At 62.7% G+C, this 18,417-nt stretch carries 19 protein-coding genes; 9 read left to right on the top strand and 10 right to left on the bottom strand.

Annotation, left to right across the window (positions count from 1 at the left end; all coding sequences use genetic code 11):
- Window positions 1-25: 25 nt before the first annotated feature.
- Genes IFT80_RS18920 through IFT80_RS18910 form a run of 3 tightly spaced genes read right to left on the bottom strand, consistent with a single transcriptional unit; the run spans window position 26 to window position 2,692 of the window.
- The gene (locus IFT80_RS18920; protein ID WP_192138083.1) at window positions 26-1,696 is read right to left on the bottom strand and encodes a recombinase family protein; all 1,671 of its coding nucleotides are present in this window, start codon (window positions 1,694-1,696) and stop codon (window positions 26-28) included.
- A 14-nt stretch (window positions 1,697-1,710) separates the two neighbouring features.
- The gene (locus IFT80_RS18915; RefSeq protein WP_192138082.1) at window positions 1,711-2,193 is read right to left on the bottom strand and encodes a YchJ family protein; all 483 of its coding nucleotides are present in this window, start codon (window positions 2,191-2,193) and stop codon (window positions 1,711-1,713) included.
- Window position 2,194: 1 nt separating this feature from the next.
- Window positions 2,195-2,692: a DUF6231 family protein gene (locus tag IFT80_RS18910; RefSeq protein ID WP_192057873.1), complete on the bottom strand. Its 498-nt coding sequence runs from the start codon at window positions 2,690-2,692 to the stop codon at window positions 2,195-2,197.
- A 162-nt stretch (window positions 2,693-2,854) separates the two neighbouring features.
- Between IFT80_RS18910 and IFT80_RS18905 the strand changes: the two genes are divergently transcribed.
- The 4 genes from IFT80_RS18905 (at window position 2,855) to IFT80_RS18890 (ending at window position 5,511) form a co-directional block, all read left to right on the top strand.
- Complete coding sequence (locus IFT80_RS18905; protein WP_122476464.1) at window positions 2,855-3,559, top strand: OmpA family protein; 705 nt, start codon at window positions 2,855-2,857, stop codon at window positions 3,557-3,559.
- 101 nt (window positions 3,560-3,660) lie between these two features.
- Entirely contained in the window at window positions 3,661-4,389 is a 729-nt protein-coding gene (locus tag IFT80_RS18900) for an OmpA family protein (RefSeq protein ID WP_122476780.1), read from the top strand.
- 92 nt (window positions 4,390-4,481) lie between these two features.
- Complete coding sequence (locus IFT80_RS18895; protein WP_122476462.1) at window positions 4,482-4,760, top strand: DUF1145 domain-containing protein; 279 nt, start codon at window positions 4,482-4,484, stop codon at window positions 4,758-4,760.
- Entirely contained in the window at window positions 4,753-5,511 is a 759-nt protein-coding gene (locus IFT80_RS18890; protein WP_192057874.1) for a collagen-like protein, read from the top strand. Before IFT80_RS18895 ends, IFT80_RS18890 begins: the two co-directional genes overlap by 8 nt.
- Before the next feature lie 10 nt (window positions 5,512-5,521).
- On the opposite strand, the gene IFT80_RS18885 is transcribed toward IFT80_RS18890, so the two are convergent.
- Entirely contained in the window at window positions 5,522-5,983 is a 462-nt protein-coding gene (locus IFT80_RS18885; protein ID WP_192052892.1) for a DUF2269 family protein, read from the bottom strand.
- 97 nt (window positions 5,984-6,080) lie between these two features.
- Between IFT80_RS18885 and dinG the strand changes: the two genes are divergently transcribed.
- The 5 genes from dinG (at window position 6,081) to IFT80_RS18860 (ending at window position 11,892) form a co-directional block, all read left to right on the top strand.
- Complete coding sequence (gene dinG, locus IFT80_RS18880; RefSeq protein WP_122476457.1) at window positions 6,081-8,225, top strand: ATP-dependent DNA helicase DinG; 2,145 nt, start codon at window positions 6,081-6,083, stop codon at window positions 8,223-8,225.
- Between the two features lie 111 nt (window positions 8,226-8,336).
- Window positions 8,337-9,482, top strand: coding sequence for a serine hydrolase (locus tag IFT80_RS18875; protein ID WP_192057875.1), 1,146 nt, complete (start codon window positions 8,337-8,339; stop codon window positions 9,480-9,482).
- Window positions 9,483-9,606: 124 nt separating this feature from the next.
- The gene (locus IFT80_RS18870) at window positions 9,607-10,587 is read left to right on the top strand and encodes an OmpA family protein (RefSeq protein ID WP_185794304.1); all 981 of its coding nucleotides are present in this window, start codon (window positions 9,607-9,609) and stop codon (window positions 10,585-10,587) included.
- A gap of 16 nt (window positions 10,588-10,603) precedes the next feature.
- Window positions 10,604-11,251, top strand: coding sequence for a pyridoxamine 5'-phosphate oxidase (gene pdxH / locus IFT80_RS18865; RefSeq protein WP_192052896.1), 648 nt, complete (start codon window positions 10,604-10,606; stop codon window positions 11,249-11,251).
- 176 nt (window positions 11,252-11,427) lie between these two features.
- Window positions 11,428-11,892, top strand: coding sequence for a glycine zipper 2TM domain-containing protein (locus IFT80_RS18860; RefSeq protein WP_043185261.1), 465 nt, complete (start codon window positions 11,428-11,430; stop codon window positions 11,890-11,892).
- 106 nt (window positions 11,893-11,998) lie between these two features.
- On the opposite strand, the gene IFT80_RS18855 is transcribed toward IFT80_RS18860, so the two are convergent.
- The 6 genes from IFT80_RS18855 to livH all read right to left on the bottom strand — a co-directional run bounded on the left by IFT80_RS18855 (window position 11,999) and on the right by livH (window position 18,254).
- Window positions 11,999-13,609, bottom strand: coding sequence for an NAD(P)/FAD-dependent oxidoreductase (locus tag IFT80_RS18855; RefSeq protein WP_192052898.1), 1,611 nt, complete (start codon window positions 13,607-13,609; stop codon window positions 11,999-12,001).
- Between the two features lie 104 nt (window positions 13,610-13,713).
- Window positions 13,714-14,391: a hypothetical protein gene (locus IFT80_RS18850; protein WP_122476450.1), complete on the bottom strand. Its 678-nt coding sequence runs from the start codon at window positions 14,389-14,391 to the stop codon at window positions 13,714-13,716.
- Window positions 14,392-14,614: 223 nt separating this feature from the next.
- Complete coding sequence (locus IFT80_RS18845) at window positions 14,615-15,316, bottom strand: ABC transporter ATP-binding protein (RefSeq protein WP_122476448.1); 702 nt, start codon at window positions 15,314-15,316, stop codon at window positions 14,615-14,617.
- Window positions 15,317-16,084 (bottom strand): high-affinity branched-chain amino acid ABC transporter ATP-binding protein LivG, encoded by a 768-nt coding sequence (gene livG, locus IFT80_RS18840; protein ID WP_192047653.1) that lies wholly within the window; start codon window positions 16,082-16,084, stop codon window positions 15,317-15,319.
- The gene (locus IFT80_RS18835; protein WP_122476445.1) at window positions 16,081-17,334 is read right to left on the bottom strand and encodes a high-affinity branched-chain amino acid ABC transporter permease LivM; all 1,254 of its coding nucleotides are present in this window, start codon (window positions 17,332-17,334) and stop codon (window positions 16,081-16,083) included. The genes livG and IFT80_RS18835 overlap by 4 nt, the downstream gene beginning before the upstream one ends.
- Window positions 17,331-18,254 carry a high-affinity branched-chain amino acid ABC transporter permease LivH gene (livH, locus tag IFT80_RS18830; RefSeq protein WP_122476443.1) on the bottom strand — a complete coding sequence of 308 codons (924 nt, stop codon included), beginning with the start codon at window positions 18,252-18,254 and terminating at the stop codon, window positions 17,331-17,333. Before livH ends, IFT80_RS18835 begins: the two co-directional genes overlap by 4 nt.
- Between the last annotated feature and the right edge of the window lie 163 nt (window positions 18,255-18,417).

Below are 18,417 nucleotides of genomic sequence, written 5' to 3'. Positions count from 1 at the left end.
CGGCAATTCAATAAGCTCATAAAATTTAAGTCTGCTTTCTTTGGGTTTCTTTGATAGCTCGCTCAAGTAGAGTTGCTAAAATTTCATTTCGGACATCTGCGATTCGAGCCAATTTCTGCTGTGTGGTCTCGTCTATATCGCCTTGTAGTCTGAGTGTTTCAATGAGGTCTCGGTCCAAGGATCGAACTGTAATATCACTGTTCTCATGCATGATCATGAAGCTGGACGTCTTGTTTACGGTGATTGTATAACTCTCGTTCAGGCGTCCGAACTTTATCGCTACTATTGAAACTCCCAGCCTTTTTAGAAGGTTGTTCGCTGCTGATCGACCTTCAAAAGTGACAAGGTCGAGTTTCTCAAAGAAGTCGTTCTTGTTTATAACTCTATCGGTGGCAATTTGCTCTGCTATGGTTGAGCGTTCAGATTCGAGGCCGAGGATGTTGGCCTCTAGTTCGCTGAGAAGCTTTGCTGTGATCCTTGATGGGTAGTCAGCATGGGACGCTTCGGCGTCGTCTTGACGTTGCTTGTGCTCTGCTATGCGACCATCGAGCACTTGGAGTGACCGCTGCAAGCTGCCCGAGCTGTCCTGCACAAGTGAAAGGCTATCGACCTTGGCCAGTACCTCACGAAAGACAGCCTCGGAGCGCGGGGCGCTAATAACGCCCATATCACATAGCCCCTTGATCGTCTTGGAGCATTTGTAATACTTGCGGGCTCGCTGGCCTTGGAGATGCATGGGAAAGCCACATTTGAAACAGTTGAAGATGCCAGCAAGCACGTTGAAATTGATTGTGTTCTTGGTTACGCCGTGTGTTTTACGGGAGGATCGAGCGGCTTGGGCAAGGTAGAACTCGTCCTCGGTCACGACTGCGGGGAACTGCCCTTTGATAGGGTCGCCATCTGGCGTTCGCTTTCCGTCTATGAATATATGCGGCTGGTATTCACCCAAAGTCGTTCGGCTGTCCAAGATGTGACGCACGGTTGAGAAGCCCCAAAGCCCGGAGAAGTTCTTGCGTCCTGCACTGAAAGCCGGGATGCCTTCTTGATTCAACGTGGCGGCAATGACGCGGGAGCCGTGCCCCTTGGTGGACATGTTGAAGATGCGGCGGACTACAGCTGCCTTGTCAGGATTGAGCACGTAGCCATCGGGCATAACATCCAACCATAGTGGGCGGAGCTTGCCGAGAGGTTTGCCAGAAGCGCGAGCGTCCTTCTGTTTGTTTCGCCATGCCGATGAAACACGTTTTCCCTTAGTGGCGCTCTCTTCATGCGCACGTGACATGGTGATAATCGAAACGATCAGGTCAATCTCGTTGTAGTCACGGGTGTACAGGCGCCTATCAGTGCTGGTGTAAACGTTAATGTCTTTGGCTAGCAGGTCCAGAAACCTTGGCAGAGCGTCACGCACTTTCTCCCGTGATAGGCGGTCAAGGGATTCGACAACCAGATAGCTACCTGCTGGGATTGTGCCGTCTTCAACGTACTTCAAGAAGCGAGCTAGCTCGCCTGTATCGTCCAGTTGCTTGCCTTTGTAGGCACTTCGCCCGCTGTCGAAAAACAGGTAGTCGCGTTGGTCAGCCATTTCAAGACTGTGTTCGTCACAGAATGCCTTGGCTGCCCGCACCTGTCTGGCGTAGCTATCACCTGCCGACTGCTTCGCACTGCTGAATCTGATGTAGCTGAAAACCTTGCTCATGCTGAATGCTGTCCTTACCCGTTGCCGTGTAGGTAATTGTGGCAGCACTTCTTGAATTTCTGCCCACTGGCACAGGGGCAGCTGTCGTTGCGGCTGGCCTTGAGCAGGACGGTCGGGTCGATGAAATACCAGCGGCCGTCGTGCTGCACGAACGCCGACCGCTCGCGATGGCAGTGCTCGCCGGTGCTGTCGTGCCAGCGCGCAGTGAAGGTCACGAACGCGTGTTCCGGCTGGCCGCCGAAGACTTCCGCCGCCACCACCTCCAGGCCCAGCCAAGTGCTCTGCGAACTCCACTGGGCAATGGCCTGGCGATCCAGACCGGCCTGCTGGGCGTGCAGGGTGGTGTTCACCAGATAGTCCACCAGGCCCAGCACGTAGGCACTGTAGCGCGAGCGCATCAGGCTCTGCGCATCGGGTGCCGGCTGGCCCTCGTGATAGCGACCACAACAGGCCGGCAGCAGGTTGCCACTTGCGCACGGACAGATCGAAACGCTCATATCACCACCAATACTTGCCGAAGTTTTCCGGGTTGGCCCAGAACTTGGCGTTCAGCCAATCCGGGACTTGTTTGTATTCGCGCACATCGTAGGTGTACAGCTTGAGCACCTGCTGGTCGCGGGCGAAGCGTTCGCTGGCCTGCAGGGCCAGGGCGTAGAAGTCGGTGTCGCTCCAGCCGCTTGCGACCGGGTCGGCGAGCACGGCGATGCAGCTCGCATTGAGGTTGCGGATGCCGGCCAGCAGACGCGTGCCTTCGGCCTTGTTCAGATGCTCCAGGCAATCCACCGCCAGCGCCAGGTCGAAACGCTGGCCGGCCAGGTCTGCGGGCAGGGGCCCGGGCGCGGCTCTGTATATACGGGTTTCGGGGTGCGCTGCCTCGAACGCGGCCAGGGCGGGGAATGCACTCGCGCCTATCAGCAGCAGGCGCTGCGGCGCGTGACGTTCGAGCAAGGCCGCCAGAGCCTGTTGCGGGGTACGGGAAGATACTGCGTCGGTCATTGAAGCTCCTCGGTCGTGGCCACCACATTATAGGGCCCCGACCCGATGGCCCAGCATTGATTGGATGGCGCGCCCTATGGCTTATTGCTGGCGCATATGCCAACCACGGTCTTTACTCCCAGAACGTCGGCCCCTGCTGCCGATTCCCTGAGGAGAAACTAGATGAGCATAGTTCGGACGGCATTACCCTTGATATTGGTCAGCAGCGTGTTGACGGGTTGCGCAGGCTTGCAGAAAACCGACTGGCCGATGTGCGCGGCCGTGGGCGGGGTGACCGGTGCGGCGTTGGGCGCCATCGAAAGCGGGTCGCTGGCAGCCGGTGTTGGCGCGGCGGCTGCCGGTGTCGGCGCAGCCTATTGCTGGGTGCATGGCGATGGCGACGAAGACGGTGATGGCGTACCGGACAGCCGCGACAAGTGCCCCGGCACTCCCAAGGGCACGCCGGTAGACGCCAATGGTTGCCCGCCGCCTGCCCCGGCGCCGATGCCAGTCGCTGCCGAGCCGGCACCGATGCCCAAGGAGGAGACGATCGTCATCCGCAACGTGCATTTCGAATTCGACAAGGCCACCCTCACCGCCGCCGACCGGGCGCAGCTCGATACCGTCGCCACCCGCCTGAAGACCGAAGCGACCACTGCGCGCTTGAGCGTCAGCGGTCATACCGACAGTGTCGGCAAGGACGCCTACAATCAACGGTTGTCCGAGCAGCGCGCCAAGGCAGTGACTGACTACCTGGTCAGCGGCGGCGTACCGCGGGCCAGCGTGGTATCGGTCAAGGGCGTGGGCGAGGCCCAGCCGGTTGCCGACAACAACACGGCCGACGGTCGCGCCATGAACCGTCGTACCGAGATTCTCATCCAGCGTTGAACCTTTAGCGCCAACCGCCGGTCCCCTTGTACAACGACCGGCGGCACGCTTTACTTCTCAGTTGCCGGCGCCCGCCGGCGACTCAGGAGCCTTGAATGAAGCTGAAAGATCTATCGCGGACCGTACTTCCCGCTCTGCTGGTCGCCGGTGTGCTGAGCGGCTGTACCACCTCCCCTGAAGGGGCGTCCCCACTCAACTCGCGTACCTGGCCTGTCTGCAGCGTGCTGGGTGGCCTCGCCGGTGGCGGGCTGGGTGCCATTGAAAGTGGTGCGTGGGCCGCTGGCGGTGGCTTGGCCGGCGCGGTGGTGAGCGGTCTGGTCTGCTATGCCCAGGATGGCGACAAGGACGAAGACGGCGTATTCGATCGACGCGATCGTTGCCCCGATACCCCGGCCAATACGCCAGTGAAGCACAACGGCTGCCCATTGCCGGTCTACCCCGCCGTGACCAAGGCGCCCGAGCCGCCAGTGGCCGATATCCCCGAAGTAGTCACCTTGAGCGATGCGGGCGACGTACCGTTCGAATTCGGCAGCGCCGAACTGACCTCAAGTGCCCGCACCGAGCTGACATCGCTGGCAGCGCGGATGAAGACGGCCCAGGTGGCCATGGTCAAGATCGTCGGTCATACCGACAGCGTCGGCAGCGATGCCTTCAATCAGAAGCTGTCCGAGCAACGTGCCGCCAGTGTCGTCTCCTTCCTTCTGGGCCAAGACGTTGCGGCAGACAAGCTGAGCAGCGAGGGTCGCGGTGAAAGCGAGCCTGTCGACAGCAACGACACCGACGCCGGACGCGCCAAGAACCGTCGCGTGGAAATCCATCTGAGCCACTGATCGATGTGGGTCGGCAGGTTTTTCCTGCCGGCCTCTGGTCACCGTCACCTCTCAGCCGTTAATGTGCGCCTAGCCAATGCCGTGGGGGGCACATGAAAGGATTTCTGATTCTGGGTAAATGTCTGACTTTGCTGTTCTGGTGGGTGGTACTGCTCAACCTGTTCATGCCGATGGTCAAACCGTTTCATGCACTGATCAACCTGGCCGGCGGCACGTTGCTGTTCCTGCACCTGATCGAAGCGATCGCCTTCAACAAGCGCCTGCGCGGGCGCAGCCATCCGTGGCTTGACCGAGTCCAGATCCTGCTGGCCGGGATCTTTCACATCCAGTCCATTCCCGCACCGTCCGATACCGAGGCTAGCCATGCGTAAGCTGGGTTTGTTGGCAGTACTGTTTGCGCCGCTGGCATTGGCCGAGTCGGTCAGTGTCGAACCTCATTCGCTGTTGCGCCTGCCGGCCAGCTCCAGCGTGCTGCAGCTGCAGCGCCTGGAGGTAGCGGATTACGGCACCTTGCTGATTCCCGCCAACCTGACCGAACTCAGTGTCGAGCAATTGCGCCTGGGGCATGAGGCCCGCATTGCGATAGTGCCGGGCGAGCAGGAGTTGCGCCTGCGCGCGCAGCATGCAGAACTCGGCAGCGGCAGCCAGATTCTCGCCCGTGGCGCGCCCGGTACCCATCAGAAGGCGGCTCGCGCAGGGCGTAATCTTGACGTGCAGTTGCAATCGCTGGACGCCCTGGAGGTGAACATCGACGCGCGCGGCGGCGCGGGTGCCGATGGCTATGCGGGTCTGGACGGTGGCAATGGCCAGGCGCCCGGTTGTACCTGGGGCTCGGCGGGGCGCGGTGGCAACGGTGACAATGGCGGCGACGGCCTGCCTGGTGCGCCTGGCGCCAATGTCCGCCTGCGTCTGCCGGCGACCTTCGCCAGCGAAGCGATCCAGGTGCGCACCGACGGCGGCCAGGGCGGCGCTGCCGGTGTTCCCGGACGTCCGGGCGCCGGAGGCAAATCCAAGGGCTGCGTGGTGTACCGCGCCGAAGGCGGCAAGTCGGGTCGCGAGGGCTTGCCGGGAAGAGCAGGCGAGGCGGGCACCGAAGGCACGTTGAGCATCCAGCGCTTCTGACCAGGTTGGTTCAGAACTGCCTGGCCATACCCAGCACCACGGTCGCCAGGCCCAGCAGCAGGCCACCCACCGCCAGGCGACGCAGCTGCTTCATGGCGATCGCGCCGTCCGTCCACGCCTGGGCCGCCACGGCCTTGCGCAGCGCGGGCAGTTGCAGGCCCTGCATGCGCAGGAACAAGGCCACCATGACCACGTACAGGCCCATCATGATCTGTACGTCGCGTGGCGCCGTCTCGAAGCCGGTGAAGCGCAGGCGCAGCAGGGCGACGCCGCTGATCGGAAGAATCAGCACGGCGGCCCAGACCCCGCCGAACAGCCGTGGGAAAATATCCACCAGACGCTGCAGGCGCTGAACCCGCGAAGGCACTGCCAGCCCGGCCGGGCGCAGGATCGTCCACGTCGCCAGCATGCCGCCCAGCCACATCAGCACAGCGAGCCCATGCAGGGTTTGAAACACGCTGTCGGCGCTCATGGGTATCTCCAGCCAGCACATCGAAGTCGAGCAGCGTATGATAGCGACCCGATGAGAAACACTGAAAATATATCCAGCCTTTCGCCATGACCAGCCGATGATCAGTAACGAACTCAAAACCACGATCCAGGGCGCCTACACGCGTTTTCTCGAAGCCAAGAGCCTCAAGCCGCGCTATGGCCAGCGCCTGATGATCGCCGAAATCGCCAAGGTATTGGGCGACATCGCGTGCGATGACGAAGGCCGGCGTACGGGCGATCCGGCGGTGGTGGCGGTGGAAGCGGGCACCGGCACCGGCAAGACGGTTGCCTACAGCCTGGCCGCGATTCCGGTGGCCAAGGCGGCCGGCAAGCGCCTGGTGATTGCCACGGCCACGGTCGCGCTGCAGGAACAGATCGTGTTCAAGGATCTGCCCGACCTGATGCGCAACAGCGGGCTGAACTTCACCTTCTCGCTGGCCAAGGGCCGCGGACGCTACCTGTGCCTGTCCAAACTCGACGTGCTGCTGCAGGAAGGACACGCGCAGAGCGCGACCGCGCAGCTGTTCGAAGAGGAAGGTTTCAAGATCGAGGTCGACGAGGCGAGCCAGAAACTGTTCACCAGCATGATCGAGAAACTGGCCGGCAACAAATGGGACGGTGACCGCGACAGCTGGCCGGTGGCCCTGGAAGATCAGCAATGGTCGCGCCTGACCACCGACCACAGCCAGTGCACCGGCCGCCATTGCCCTAACTTTGCCCAGTGCACCTTCTACAAGGCACGCGAAGGCATGGGCAAGGTCGATGTGATCGTCACCAACCATGACATGGTACTGGCCGACCTGGCGTTGGGCGGCGGGGCAGTGCTGCCCGACCCGCGCGACACGTTGTACGTATTCGACGAAGGCCATCACCTGCCTGACAAGGCGATCGGCCATTTCGCGCACTACAGCCGATTGCGCTCCACAGCCGACTGGCTGGAAACCACGGCCAAGAACCTGACCAAGCTGCTCGCCCAGCACCCGCTGCCGGGTGACCTGGGGCGATTGATCGAGCAGGTGCCGGAGCTGGCCCGTGAGATCAAGACCCAGCAGCAGTTCATGTTCAGCGCCTGCGAGCAACTGGCGGACTTCAAGCCCGGCGAAGACATGGAAGGCCGTGAGCGTCCGCGCCATCGCTTCGTCGGCGGAGTGGTGCCCGAGCATATGCGGGAAATGGGCATCGAGCTGAAGAAGGGCTTTTCCAAACTGACCGACCTGTTCACCCGCTTGAGCGAGTTGCTCAAGGAAGGCATGGACGGCGAAAAGAACGTGGGCATTGCCAGCCATCAGGCCGAGGAATGGTACCCGCTGTTCGGCAGCCTGCTGGCTCGCGCTCAGGGCAGTTGGGAATTGTGGACGGCCTTCACCGCCGAAGACCCCGAAGACAGTCCGCCCATGGCGCGCTGGCTGACCCTGGCCGATGGCGGTGCGCTGTACGATATCGAAGTCAATGCCAGCCCGATCCTGGCGGCTGAGATGCTGCGCCGCAACCTGTGGAACGTCGCCTACGGTGCCTTGGTGACATCGGCTACCCTGACCGCATTGGGCAAGTTCGACCGTTTCCGCATGCGCGCCGGGATTCCCAAGGCCTCGGTGACCGCCATCGTGCCCAGCCCCTTTCACCATGAACAGGCCGGGGTGCTGCGCGTCCCCGACCTGCGAGCCGACCCCCGCGACGCGGCGGCGCACACCGCTGCGATCATCCGCGACCTGCCGGACCTGGTCGAAGGCTATCGTGGAACCCTGGTACTGTTTTCCTCGCGCAAACAGATGCAGGACGTGTTCGACGGCCTGGACCGCGACTGGCGCAAGCAGGTGTTCATCCAGGGCAACCTGTCCAAGCAGGAAACCCTGAACAAGCACAAGGCGCGTGTCGATGGCGGGGACTCCAGCGTGCTGTTCGGTCTCGCCAGCTTCGCCGAAGGCGTCGACTTGCCCGGTGCCTATTGCGAGCATGTGATCATCGCCAAGATCCCCTTCGCAGTGCCTGACGATCCGGTCGAAGCGGCACTGGCCGAATGGATCGAGGCGCGCGGTGGCAACCCGTTCATGGAAATCGCCGTGCCCGATGCCTCGCTGCGCCTGATCCAGGCCTGCGGGCGATTGCTGCGTACCGAGCAGGATCGCGGCACCATCACGCTGCTCGATCGACGCCTGGTCACCCAGCGCTACGGCAAGGCCATCCTCAACGCATTGCCACCGTTCCGTCGGGAGATTTCCTGACGACCCGCACGGCTCCGGTGCGACGATAATCGAGGGCAGGGCGGTTCACAAAGCGCTGAATCGCTGAAACAATGCGCTTCATTTTTCGCGGCGTGGTCGATGGGAGTCAGGGTGCAGATACAAGGTCACTTCGAGTTGCAGTTCGAAGCCGTGCGTGAAGCGTTCGCGGCACTGTTCGACAACCCTCAGGAGCGCGGCGCCGCGCTGTGCATCCAGGTGGGTGGCGAGACGGTCGTCGATCTCTGGGCCGGTACTGCCGACAAGGACGGTACCCAGGCCTGGCACAGCGACACCATCCTCAACCTGTTCTCCTGCACCAAGACCTTCACCGCCGTGACTGCCCTGCAGTTGGTGGCCGAGGGCAAGCTGGCGCTGGACGCTCCGGTGGCCCGCTACTGGCCGGAATTCGCCGCCGCCGGCAAACAGTCGATCACCTTGCGCCATCTGCTCTGCCATCAGGCCGGCCTGCCGGCCTTGCGTGACATGCTGCCGCCCGAGGCGCTCTACGACTGGCCACGGATGACTGCCGCGCTGGCGGCGGAAACGCCATGGTGGCAACCAGGTACCGGGCATGGCTATGCGGCCATTACCTACGGCTGGCTGGTCGGTGAACTGCTGCGGCGGGCCGATAACCGCGGGCCGGGCGAATCCATCGTGGCGCGGGTGGCCAAACCCCTGGGGCTGGATTTCCACGTCGGGCTGGCGGATGAGGAATTCCACCGTGTTGCGCACATTGCCCGCGGCAAGGGCAATGTCGGCGACGAAGCGGCCCAGCGTCTGTTGCAGGTGACCATGCGCGAACCCGCGGCCATGGCCACGCGCGCCTTCACCAATCCGCCATCGGTGCTGACCAGCACCAACAAGCCGGAGTGGCGGCGTATGCAGCAGCCTGCAGCGAACGGTCATGGCAATGCCCGCAGCCTGGCTGGTTTCTACGCCGGTCTGCTCGACGGCAGCCTGCTCGAATCCGACATGCTTGCCGAGCTTACCCGGGAGCACAGCCTGGGCCTGGACAAGACGCTCATGACGCCCACGCGATTCGGCCTGGGCTGCATGCTCGACCAGCCACAGGTGGCCAACGCCACCTTCGGCCTGGGTGCGGGCGCCTTCGGTCACCCCGGGGCAGGGGGGTCGGTCGGCTTCGCCGATCCGGAACATGATGTTGCCTTTGGTTTTGCCGTGAACACACTGGGCCCCTATATACTGATGGACCCACGGGCACAGCACCTGGTGCGCGTTCTGCGCAGTTGTCTCTGAAGCGATTGATCACAAATCGACCAGCGGTCGTCCATTGGGCTATGACTGCTCTACTCTATCAATCAATAATTTAGGCCGGTTTGTTAAACCGGTTTGTATTTACCAACACCTTGTGGAATGCACCATGTCACCGAATAAATCCATCGCGTTTGCCTTGTGCCTGGCCGCTACCGGTTGTGCTCAAACTCCCCAGGATTCCTCGGCCCAGGGCGGGCATGCCTGGTGGCCATTTGGCCGTGACGCAGTCGCCAGCAAGGCGGCTGACAAGGAAGTCGAGCAGGCCATCACCGACAAGGTGGCCAAGGCCGATTCCAAGTCCGACAGCGAAAGCCGTTGGTGGTGGCCGTTCGGCGCCAGCAGCACCCCTGCCCAGGCCAAGGTTGCCGACGTGCCGAAGGTCGACCCCAAGGTCACCCAGGCCTGGCTCGACGCCTACGAGCCGAAGCTGCGCGAAGCCATCAAGGACAGCAAGTTCGAACTCGAGCGTCGCGAAGACCTGCTGGTGATCACCGCACCGGTCGACTCCTCGTTCAACCCCGACCGGCCTTCGATGCTGCTGCCGATCAGCCTCGGCCCGATCACCCGCGTGGCCAAGGCCATCGACGCCGATCACAAGACAGCCGTGCTGGTCCTGGGCCATGCCGACACCAGCGGCCCCGGGCCGCTGAACCAGAAACTGAGCCAGGAGCGTGCGCAGTCGATCGCCTCGATCTTCCGCCTCAGCGGTCTGCAGCGTGATCGCCTGATGCTGCGTGGCATGGGTTCGGTCATGCCCCGTGCCGCCAACGACAGTGTCGAAGGTCGTTCGCTCAATCGTCGCGTGGAAATTCTCCTGACCCCGCAGAACACCATGCTGGCCCTGCTGGCCAAGTACAACCAGCCGACTTTCACTGCCGCTGAAATGCTTGCCACCCAGGACGTCAAGGCCGTGCCTGCACCGGTTGCCAAACCTGCTGCCAAGGCGCCGGCCAAGGCTGCAACCGCGAAGAAAACCGCAGCCAAGCCAGCCGTGGCCAAGAAAGCCGCCCCAGCTGCCAAGAAAACCGAGGCCAAGAAAGCCGTCGCCAAGAAAGCCGTGAGCAACGACCAGGCCAAGGCGCACTGATGCAAGGATCGCTGCCATGACGCAAGCCCTGGCCGACATGCGCCGTAGTTACACCCGTGATGGGCTGGACGAGGCGCAGGCACCGTCCGAGCCCTTCGCGCTGTTTCGCCAGTGGTTCGGCGAGGCAGTCCAGACCGAGCAGGCGCCGGTGGAAGCCAACGCGATGACGCTGGCTACCGTCGATGCCGAAGGTCGTCCCCATTGTCGCGTGTTGCTGCTCAAGGGCCTGGATGATCAGGGTTTCACCTTCTTCAGCAACTACGACAGTGCCAAGGGCCAGCAGCTGGCAGATCGGCCGTTTGCGGCCATGACCTTCTTCTGGCCTACCCTCGAGCGACAAGTGCGAATAGAAGGGCGGGTGAGCAAGGTCAGCGCGGCCGAGTCCGATGCCTACTATCGGGTTCGTCCCCTTGGCAGTCGCCTCGGTGCCTGGGCCTCGCCGCAAAGCCAGGTCATTGCCGATCGCAGCGAGCTGCAAGCGCTGCTGCAGGCAACCGAGCAGCGCTTCAGCGCTGCCGAGCCCGAGTGCCCCGCGCACTGGGGCGGTTATCGCCTGGTGGCTGATCGAATCGAGTTCTGGCAGGGGCGTCCCAGTCGCCTGCACGACCGCCTCAACTATCGCTTGCAAGCCGGTTCGTGGGTTCGCGAACGTCTGGCTCCGTGACCCTGCTTTGACCTTTTGCCACTGCCCGTTGTCCAGACGTTCAGTGGCTTGTCGAGCATCCAGGCCCGCGTCTGCGCCCTTTGACGCACCTTTGACGTAAATTTTTATAGACCGTGTCGTGACAGCCGTTGGCCTGCGGCGTCTAATGCACACATGTCCCATGGAGTCCTGCCAAAATGCGCAAGTCAGTTCTGCTAGTTGCCTGCTTCACCACGATGTCCCTGCTGCTGGGCGGATGTGCCTCCAACCTGTCGGGCGACTCCTACTCGCGCGACGAGGCGCGCCGTGTGCAAACCGTGCGCATGGGCACCATCGAGTCGCTGCGTCCGGTCAAGATCGAAGGCACCAAGACACCGATCGGCGGTGGCGCGGGTGCCGTGGTCGGTGGTGTTGCCGGCAGTGCAGTCGGTGGCGGTCGCGGCAGCATCGTCGCTGCCGTGATCGGCGCCGTGGCTGGCGGTCTGCTGGGCTCGGCCACCGAAGAAGGATTCACCCGCACCCAGGGCGTGGAAATCACCGTGCGTGAGGACGACGGCAGCATGCGTGCCTACGTTCAGGCCGTACAGGAGAACGAAGTGTTCCGTGTCGGCGAGCGTGTACGCATCATGACGGTAGACGGCACCAGCCGCGTTTCGCACTAAGCGAACTCGTCGACGAAAAAACCGGCCTAGGCCGGTTTTTTTGCGCCCGCTTGAGGCGTGAGCGGCATGCGTTTTCCAGGCAATGCCAATACGCAGTGGCGAAGGGTCAGTGCAGACCCAGAATATCCCGCGCTACGGCTTCGGCGATACGTACGCCGTCCACGCCGGCGGAGAGGATCCCGCCCGCATAGCCAGCACCTTCACCGGCCGGGAACAGACCCTTGAGGTTCAGGCTCTGGTAGTCGGCACCACGGGTGATGCGCAGGGGCGAGGACGTGCGTGTCTCGATGCCGGTCAGCACGGCGTCATGCATCGAGAAGCCTTTGATCTGGCGTTCGAATGCCGGCAGGGCTTCGCGGATCGCTTCGATGGCGAAAGCCGGCAGCGACAGTGCCAGGTCGCCCAGCGTGACCCCCGGTTTGTACGAAGGCTCGACGCTGCCCAGTGCTGTGGAGGGCTTGCCGGCAACGAAGTCGCCCAGCAATTGCGCCGGCGCCTGATAGTTGCTGCCACCCAGCAGGTAAGCCGTGGACTCGAGCTGTTCCTGCAGTTCGATGCCGGCCAGCGGGCCGCCGGGATAGTCCTGTTCCGGGGTAATGCCGACGACGATGCCTGAGTTGGCATTGCGCTCGTTGCGCGAATACTGGCTCATGCCGTTGGTGACCACGCGACCCGGTTCGGACGTGGCCGCGACCACGGTACCGCCGGGGCACATGCAGAAGCTGTACACCGAGCGGCCATTCTTGGCGTGGTGGACCAGTTTGTAGTCAGCGGCACCCAGCTTCGGGTGGCCGGCGTACTTGCCCAGCCGGGCGCGGTCGATGATGCCCTGCGGGTGCTCCACGCGAAAACCGATGGAGAAGGGCTTGGCTTCCATGAACACATTGCGCGCGTGCAGCATGCGAAAGGTATCCCGGGCGCTATGTCCCAGGGCCATGACCACATGGTTGGAGAGCAACTGCTCGCCGCTTTCCAGAACCACTCCCTGCAGCCGCTCGCCATCGACCAGCAGGTCGGTGACTTTCTGCTCGAAGCGGATCTCGCCGCCCAGCGCGATGATCTGCTGGCGCATGTTCTCGACCATGCCGGTCAGGCGGAACGTGCCGATGTGTGGCTTGCTGACGTAGAGGATTTCCTCGGGCGCTCCAGCCTTGACGAACTCGTGCAGAACCTTGCGCCCATGGTGCTGTGGGTCCTTGATCTGGCTGTAGAGCTTGCCATCGGAAAAGGTGCCGGCACCGCCCTCGCCGAATTGCACGTTGGACTCGGCGTTCAGCACGTTCTTGCGCCACAGGCCCCAGGTGTCCTTGGTGCGCTGGCGCACCTCCTTGCCACGCTCGAGCACGATGGGCTTGAAGCCCATCTGCGCCAGCAGCAGGGCGGCGAAGATCCCGCAGGGGCCGAAACCCACGACCAGAGGGCGCTGGGCATAGTCCCCTGGCGCATGCCCGACTACCTTGTAGCTGACATCCGGGGCCACGTTGACGTTGTGGTCATCGGCGAAACGCTCGAGCACCGCGGCTTCGTCGCGCACTTGCAGATCGACGGTGTAGATGAACTGCAGTTCGCTGTTCTTCTTGCGCGCATCGTAGCTGCGTTTGAATAGAGTGAAGTCCAGCAGGTCGGCGTCGGCGATGCCCAGGCGCTGCACGATGGCAGGTTGCAGGGCGTCGTCGGAGTGGTCCAGGGGCAACTTGAGTTCGGTGATTCGTAGCATGACAGGTCCAAAAATCCGGGCGCGCCCCGGGGGCATAACAGAACCCGGCATTATAAACGCGATGCGCTGCCCGTCGTCAGGTAAAAAACGCTGGACGGTGCAGCTTACTGATTGCGTGCGCCGCCGAAGGTCGCGCAGCCACGCTGCACGTCGCCGTTGACGCGCAGTTCGGCAGCGAGGAATTGCACACCCTGATTGCGCGTATCGACGCAGCGTTGCGGTGCCACCCACAGCTCGATGCGCTGGCCGTTGGCCTCGGTGGACAGGTTGAAGCGGCCATCGCCGACCTGTTCCTCGACATAGGGCAAGGCCAGGGGAGCCTGACCTTCGCGATCCACGATCATGCCCTGGCCGGTCACCCTGACCTGCCAGCGCGGGGACTCGCCAGCGGCGCTCAGGCTGGACAGCTTGAAGTCCGGGTCCTTGCACGCGGCCAGCGAGCGATCGAGTCGATACAGCTGCTGCAGGCGCAGTTGGCCATCGGTGCTGCCGTTGGTGCTGGCGTCGAAACGTCCGCGCAGGTCGGCATACACCACAGGGCGATTGCCGGCCAGTTGCGAGGCCTCCTGCAACACCCCGGTGCCATTGCTGTCGGTTACCGCATAGCGGCGCGGGTCACCACAGGGCTGAAAGAACAGCCGGCCGTTGTCGCCCTGCAGGGCGCCTTGCATGCGGGTCAGGCCTGCAGTGGAAGGGGCATCCGCAGCGCGGTTGAAGATGGACTGGCAGCTGGCGAGCAGTGGCAGCAGGGCGAGCATGGCGAGGGAGCGGGGCAGGTGCATCGTGGGTCTCCTGAACGATGAGGAGCACGGTAGCACAGGGCCCGTGAAAAGCGTGTTCGCAGGGACGACGGGACTACGTCGTCCGCTCCGCCTCACGGTCTGCCGTAGGAGCGGTCCGCGGCCGCGAAGGACTTACCGCGGTCTGTCAGTCGAGCCGCGGTGATGCCTTCGCGGCCGCGGACCGCTCCTACAGGTAGCGGGGCGCACAAGCCTGGCGGCCCGCTCAACCGCCCAGGTAGGCCTCGCGCACCTTGGGGTCGGTGAGCAGGGTTTCGCCGCTGCCTTGCATGACCACCCGGCCGTTTTCCAGCACGTAGGCACGGTCGGCGATCTTCAGGGCCTGGTTGGCGTTCTGTTCGACCAGGAACACCGTGACCCCATCACGGCGCAACTGCTCGATGATGTCGAAGATCTGCTGGATGATGATCGGTGCCAGCCCCAGGGAGGGTTCATCGAGCAACAGCAGCTTGGGCTTGCTCATCAGCGCGCGGCCGATGGCGAGCATCTGCTGTTCACCGCCCGACATGGTGCCCCCGCGCTGGCTGAAGCGTTCCTTGAGCCGCGGGAACAAGGCAAGGACCTTGTCCATCTGCTCCTCGTAGTCGCCCTTGTCGGTGAAGAACCCGCCCATGGCCAGGTTTTCTTCGACGGTCAGGCGCGCGAACACCCGGCGACCTTCGGGCACCACGGCAATGCTCTTGCGCATGATTTCCGCTGACTCCTTGCCCACCAGCTCCTCGCCCATGTAGCGAATGCTCCCCGAGTGCGCCCGCGGCGCGCCGCACAGGGTCATCAGCAGGGTTGACTTGCCCGCGCCGTTGGCCCCGATCAGGGTGACGATCTCGCCCTGGCGAACTTCCACATTGACTCCGTGCAGCGCCTGGATCTTGCCGTAGAAGGTAGAAACGTTTTCGAACTGCAGCATTTACGCTTCCCCCAGGTAGGCTTTGATGACGTCAGGATTGTCGCGGATCTGCTCCGGCGTACCATCGGCCAGGGGCGTGCCCTGGTTGATCACGACGATGTGGTCGGAAATGCTCATGACCAGTTTCATGTCGTGCTCGATCAGCAGCACGGTTGCGTTGTGCTCTTCACGCAGCACCCCGATCAGCGCCTTGAGGTCGTCGGTTTCACGCGGGTTGAGACCGGCTGCAGGCTCGTCGAGCATCAGCATGCGCGGCCGGGTCATCATGCAGCGGGCAATCTCCAGGCGGCGCTGCTGCCCGTAGGCGAGCGTCCCTGCGGTGCGGTTGGCGAACTCCTTGAGGTTGACCTTTTCCAGCCAATACTCGGCGTACTCCATGGCCTCCCTTTCGCTTTTGCGGAAGTTTGGCGTTTTGAACAACCCGGCAAAAAAGTTGGTGTTCAAGTGCCGATGCTGGGCGATCAGCAGGTTTTCCAGTGCGGTCATTTCCTTGAACAGCCGCACGTTCTGGAAGGTGCGCACCACGCCCTTGCGCGCGATCTGATGGCCGGGCAGTCCCTGGATCGGCTGGCCATCGAGCAGGATGGTCCCGCCGCTGGGCTTGTAGAAGCCGGTCAGGCAGTTGAACACCGTGGTCTTGCCGGCGCCGTTGGGGCCGATCAGGGCCACCACCTGTTTTTCCTTCACGCTCAGGGCCACGCCGTTGACCGCCAGCAGGCCGCCGAAGCGCATGCTCAGGTCGGTGACTTGCAGAATGTTCTGGCTCATTTGCGCAGCTCCAGGTGGGGACGCTGCATCGGAAGCAAGCCTTGCGGACGCCAGATCATCATCAGCACCATCAGGGCGCCGAACATCAACATGCGGTAGTCACTGAACTCACGCATCAATTCAGGCAGCAGGATCATCACGATGGCGGCGAGGATCACCCCCAGTTGCGAGCCCATGCCACCCAGCACAACGATGGCAAGAATGATCGCCGACTCGATGAAGGTGAACGATTCCGGGGTGACCAGGCCTTGCCGTGCCGCGAAGAAACTGCCGGCGAAGCCTGCGAATGCCGCACCCAAAGTGAACGCGGAGAGCTTGATCACGGTCGGGTTGAGGCCCAGCGCGCGGCAGGCGATCTCGTCCTCGCGCAGCGCTTCCCAGGCTCTTCCGATGGGCATGCGCAGCAAGCGGTTGATGACGAACAGCGCCGCCAGGGCCATCAGCAGAGCGATCAGGTAGAGAAAGATGACCTTGCCGATCGGGCTGTATTCCAGGCCGAAGAACTGGTAGAAGGTCTGGCTGCCTTCGGCGGCGCGGCGCTCGAACGAGAGGCCGAAGAACGTCGGCTTTTCGATGTTGCTGATGCCGTTCGGGCCGCCGGTGATGTCGGTGAGGTTGCGCAGGAATATCCGGATGATTTCCCCGAAGCCCAAGGTCACGATGGCCAGGTAATCACCTCGCAGGCGCAGCACCGGGAAGCCCAGGAGGAAACCGAAGGTTGCCGCCAGCAGACCGGCCAGTGGCAGGCACTCCCAGAAGCTCAGGCCGAAATAATGCGAGAGCAGGGCATAGCCGTAGGCGCCGACTGCATAGAAACCCACGTAACCCAGGTCGAGCAGGCCAGCCAGGCCGACCACGATGTTCAGGCCGAGGCCGAGCATGACGTAGATCAGGATCAGGGTTGCGATGTCGACCGCGCCACGCGAACCGAAGAACGGCCAGATGAACGCCAGCACCACCAGGGCCAGGATGAACCAGCGCTGAGTGCTGGGCAGGGTCAGGAAGTTCGAGGCCTTGGCCGGTATCAGCGGCCTGCTCGAATCGCGGCGCAGGCCACCGATGCGCTCGGCGAACAGCACCCGCAGGAACATCAGCAGCGAACAGCCGGCAATGGTCAGCAGGGTGCCGGTGCTGGCGTTCTGCACAACCAGGGTAACGCCGGAGAAGGCCAGTTTCAGGCCCAGTACCGGATAGGCCACGGCCCATACCAATGCCGCGCTGAACAGCGCGGATCTAAGAGACTTGCTCATACTTTCTCAACCTCCGGACGGCCCAGGATGCCGGTCGGACGGAACAATAGAACCAGGACCAGCAGGCCGAACGACACGACATCCTTGTACTGGTCACCAAAGATATCCGCGCCGAACGCTTCGGCTACGCCCAGCACCAGGCCGCCCAGCATGGCTCCTGGGATGCTGCCGATACCGCCCAGCACCGCTGCGGTGAAGGCCTTGAGCCCGACCAGGAAGCCGGCGCTGGGGTTGATCACGCCATACTGCATGCTCAACAGCACGGCCGCGACTGCGGCCAGTGCCGCGCCTATCACGAAGGTGAGGGCGATGATCGCGTTGGTGTTGATGCCCAGCAGGTTGGCCATTTTCATGTCCTCGGCGCAGGCGCGGCAGGCACGCCCCATGCGCGAGCGGGAAATGAACAGGGTCAGGCCGTACATCGCTCCCAGCGTGACCAGGAATACCAGAATCTGCATGTAGGAAATCTGTACTTCCTCGGCACCACCGGGGCCGAAGGTCAGGCTGCCGGGGAGCAGATTGGGAATGGCGAAGTTGCCGGAACCCTGGGACAGCTGCACCGAATTCTGCAGGAAGATCGACATGCCGATCGCCGAGATCAACGGGATCAACCGGTTGCTGTTGCGCAGCGGTCGATAGGCGACACGTTCGATGCTGTAGCCATAGGCACTGGTGACCAGGATGGCGGCGGCGAAGCCGGCGATCATCAGTACCGGAAGACTGTGGATGCCCAGCATGGCCAGGCCAGCCAGAACGATGAAGGTGACATACGAACCGATCATGTACACCTCGCCATGGGCGAAGTTGATCATGCCGATGATGCCGTACACCATCGTGTAGCCGATGGCGATCAATGCATAGGTGCTGCCGATGGTCAGGCCATTCACCAACTGCTGCATGTAATGGAATAATTCAGGCATTTACCGCGCTCCTAAAAACCTGTTCGCATTTCTCCGGCCATGTCCCGAGCGCTCTCCTTGGCGCAGTGTTGCCGGGCAGGGCAGGTGAACCGCTGGTCACGGTTTCAAGATTTTCAGGGGGCCGGCCGGTGGTTCGCACCGGCCGTACCCGTCACTCGTAAAA

This window comes from Pseudomonas sp. CFBP 8771 (assembly GCF_014841695.1).
Taxonomy (GTDB): Bacteria; Pseudomonadota; Gammaproteobacteria; order Pseudomonadales; family Pseudomonadaceae; genus Aquipseudomonas; species Aquipseudomonas baltica.
This window is presented reverse-complemented; position numbering and strand designations above follow the sequence as displayed.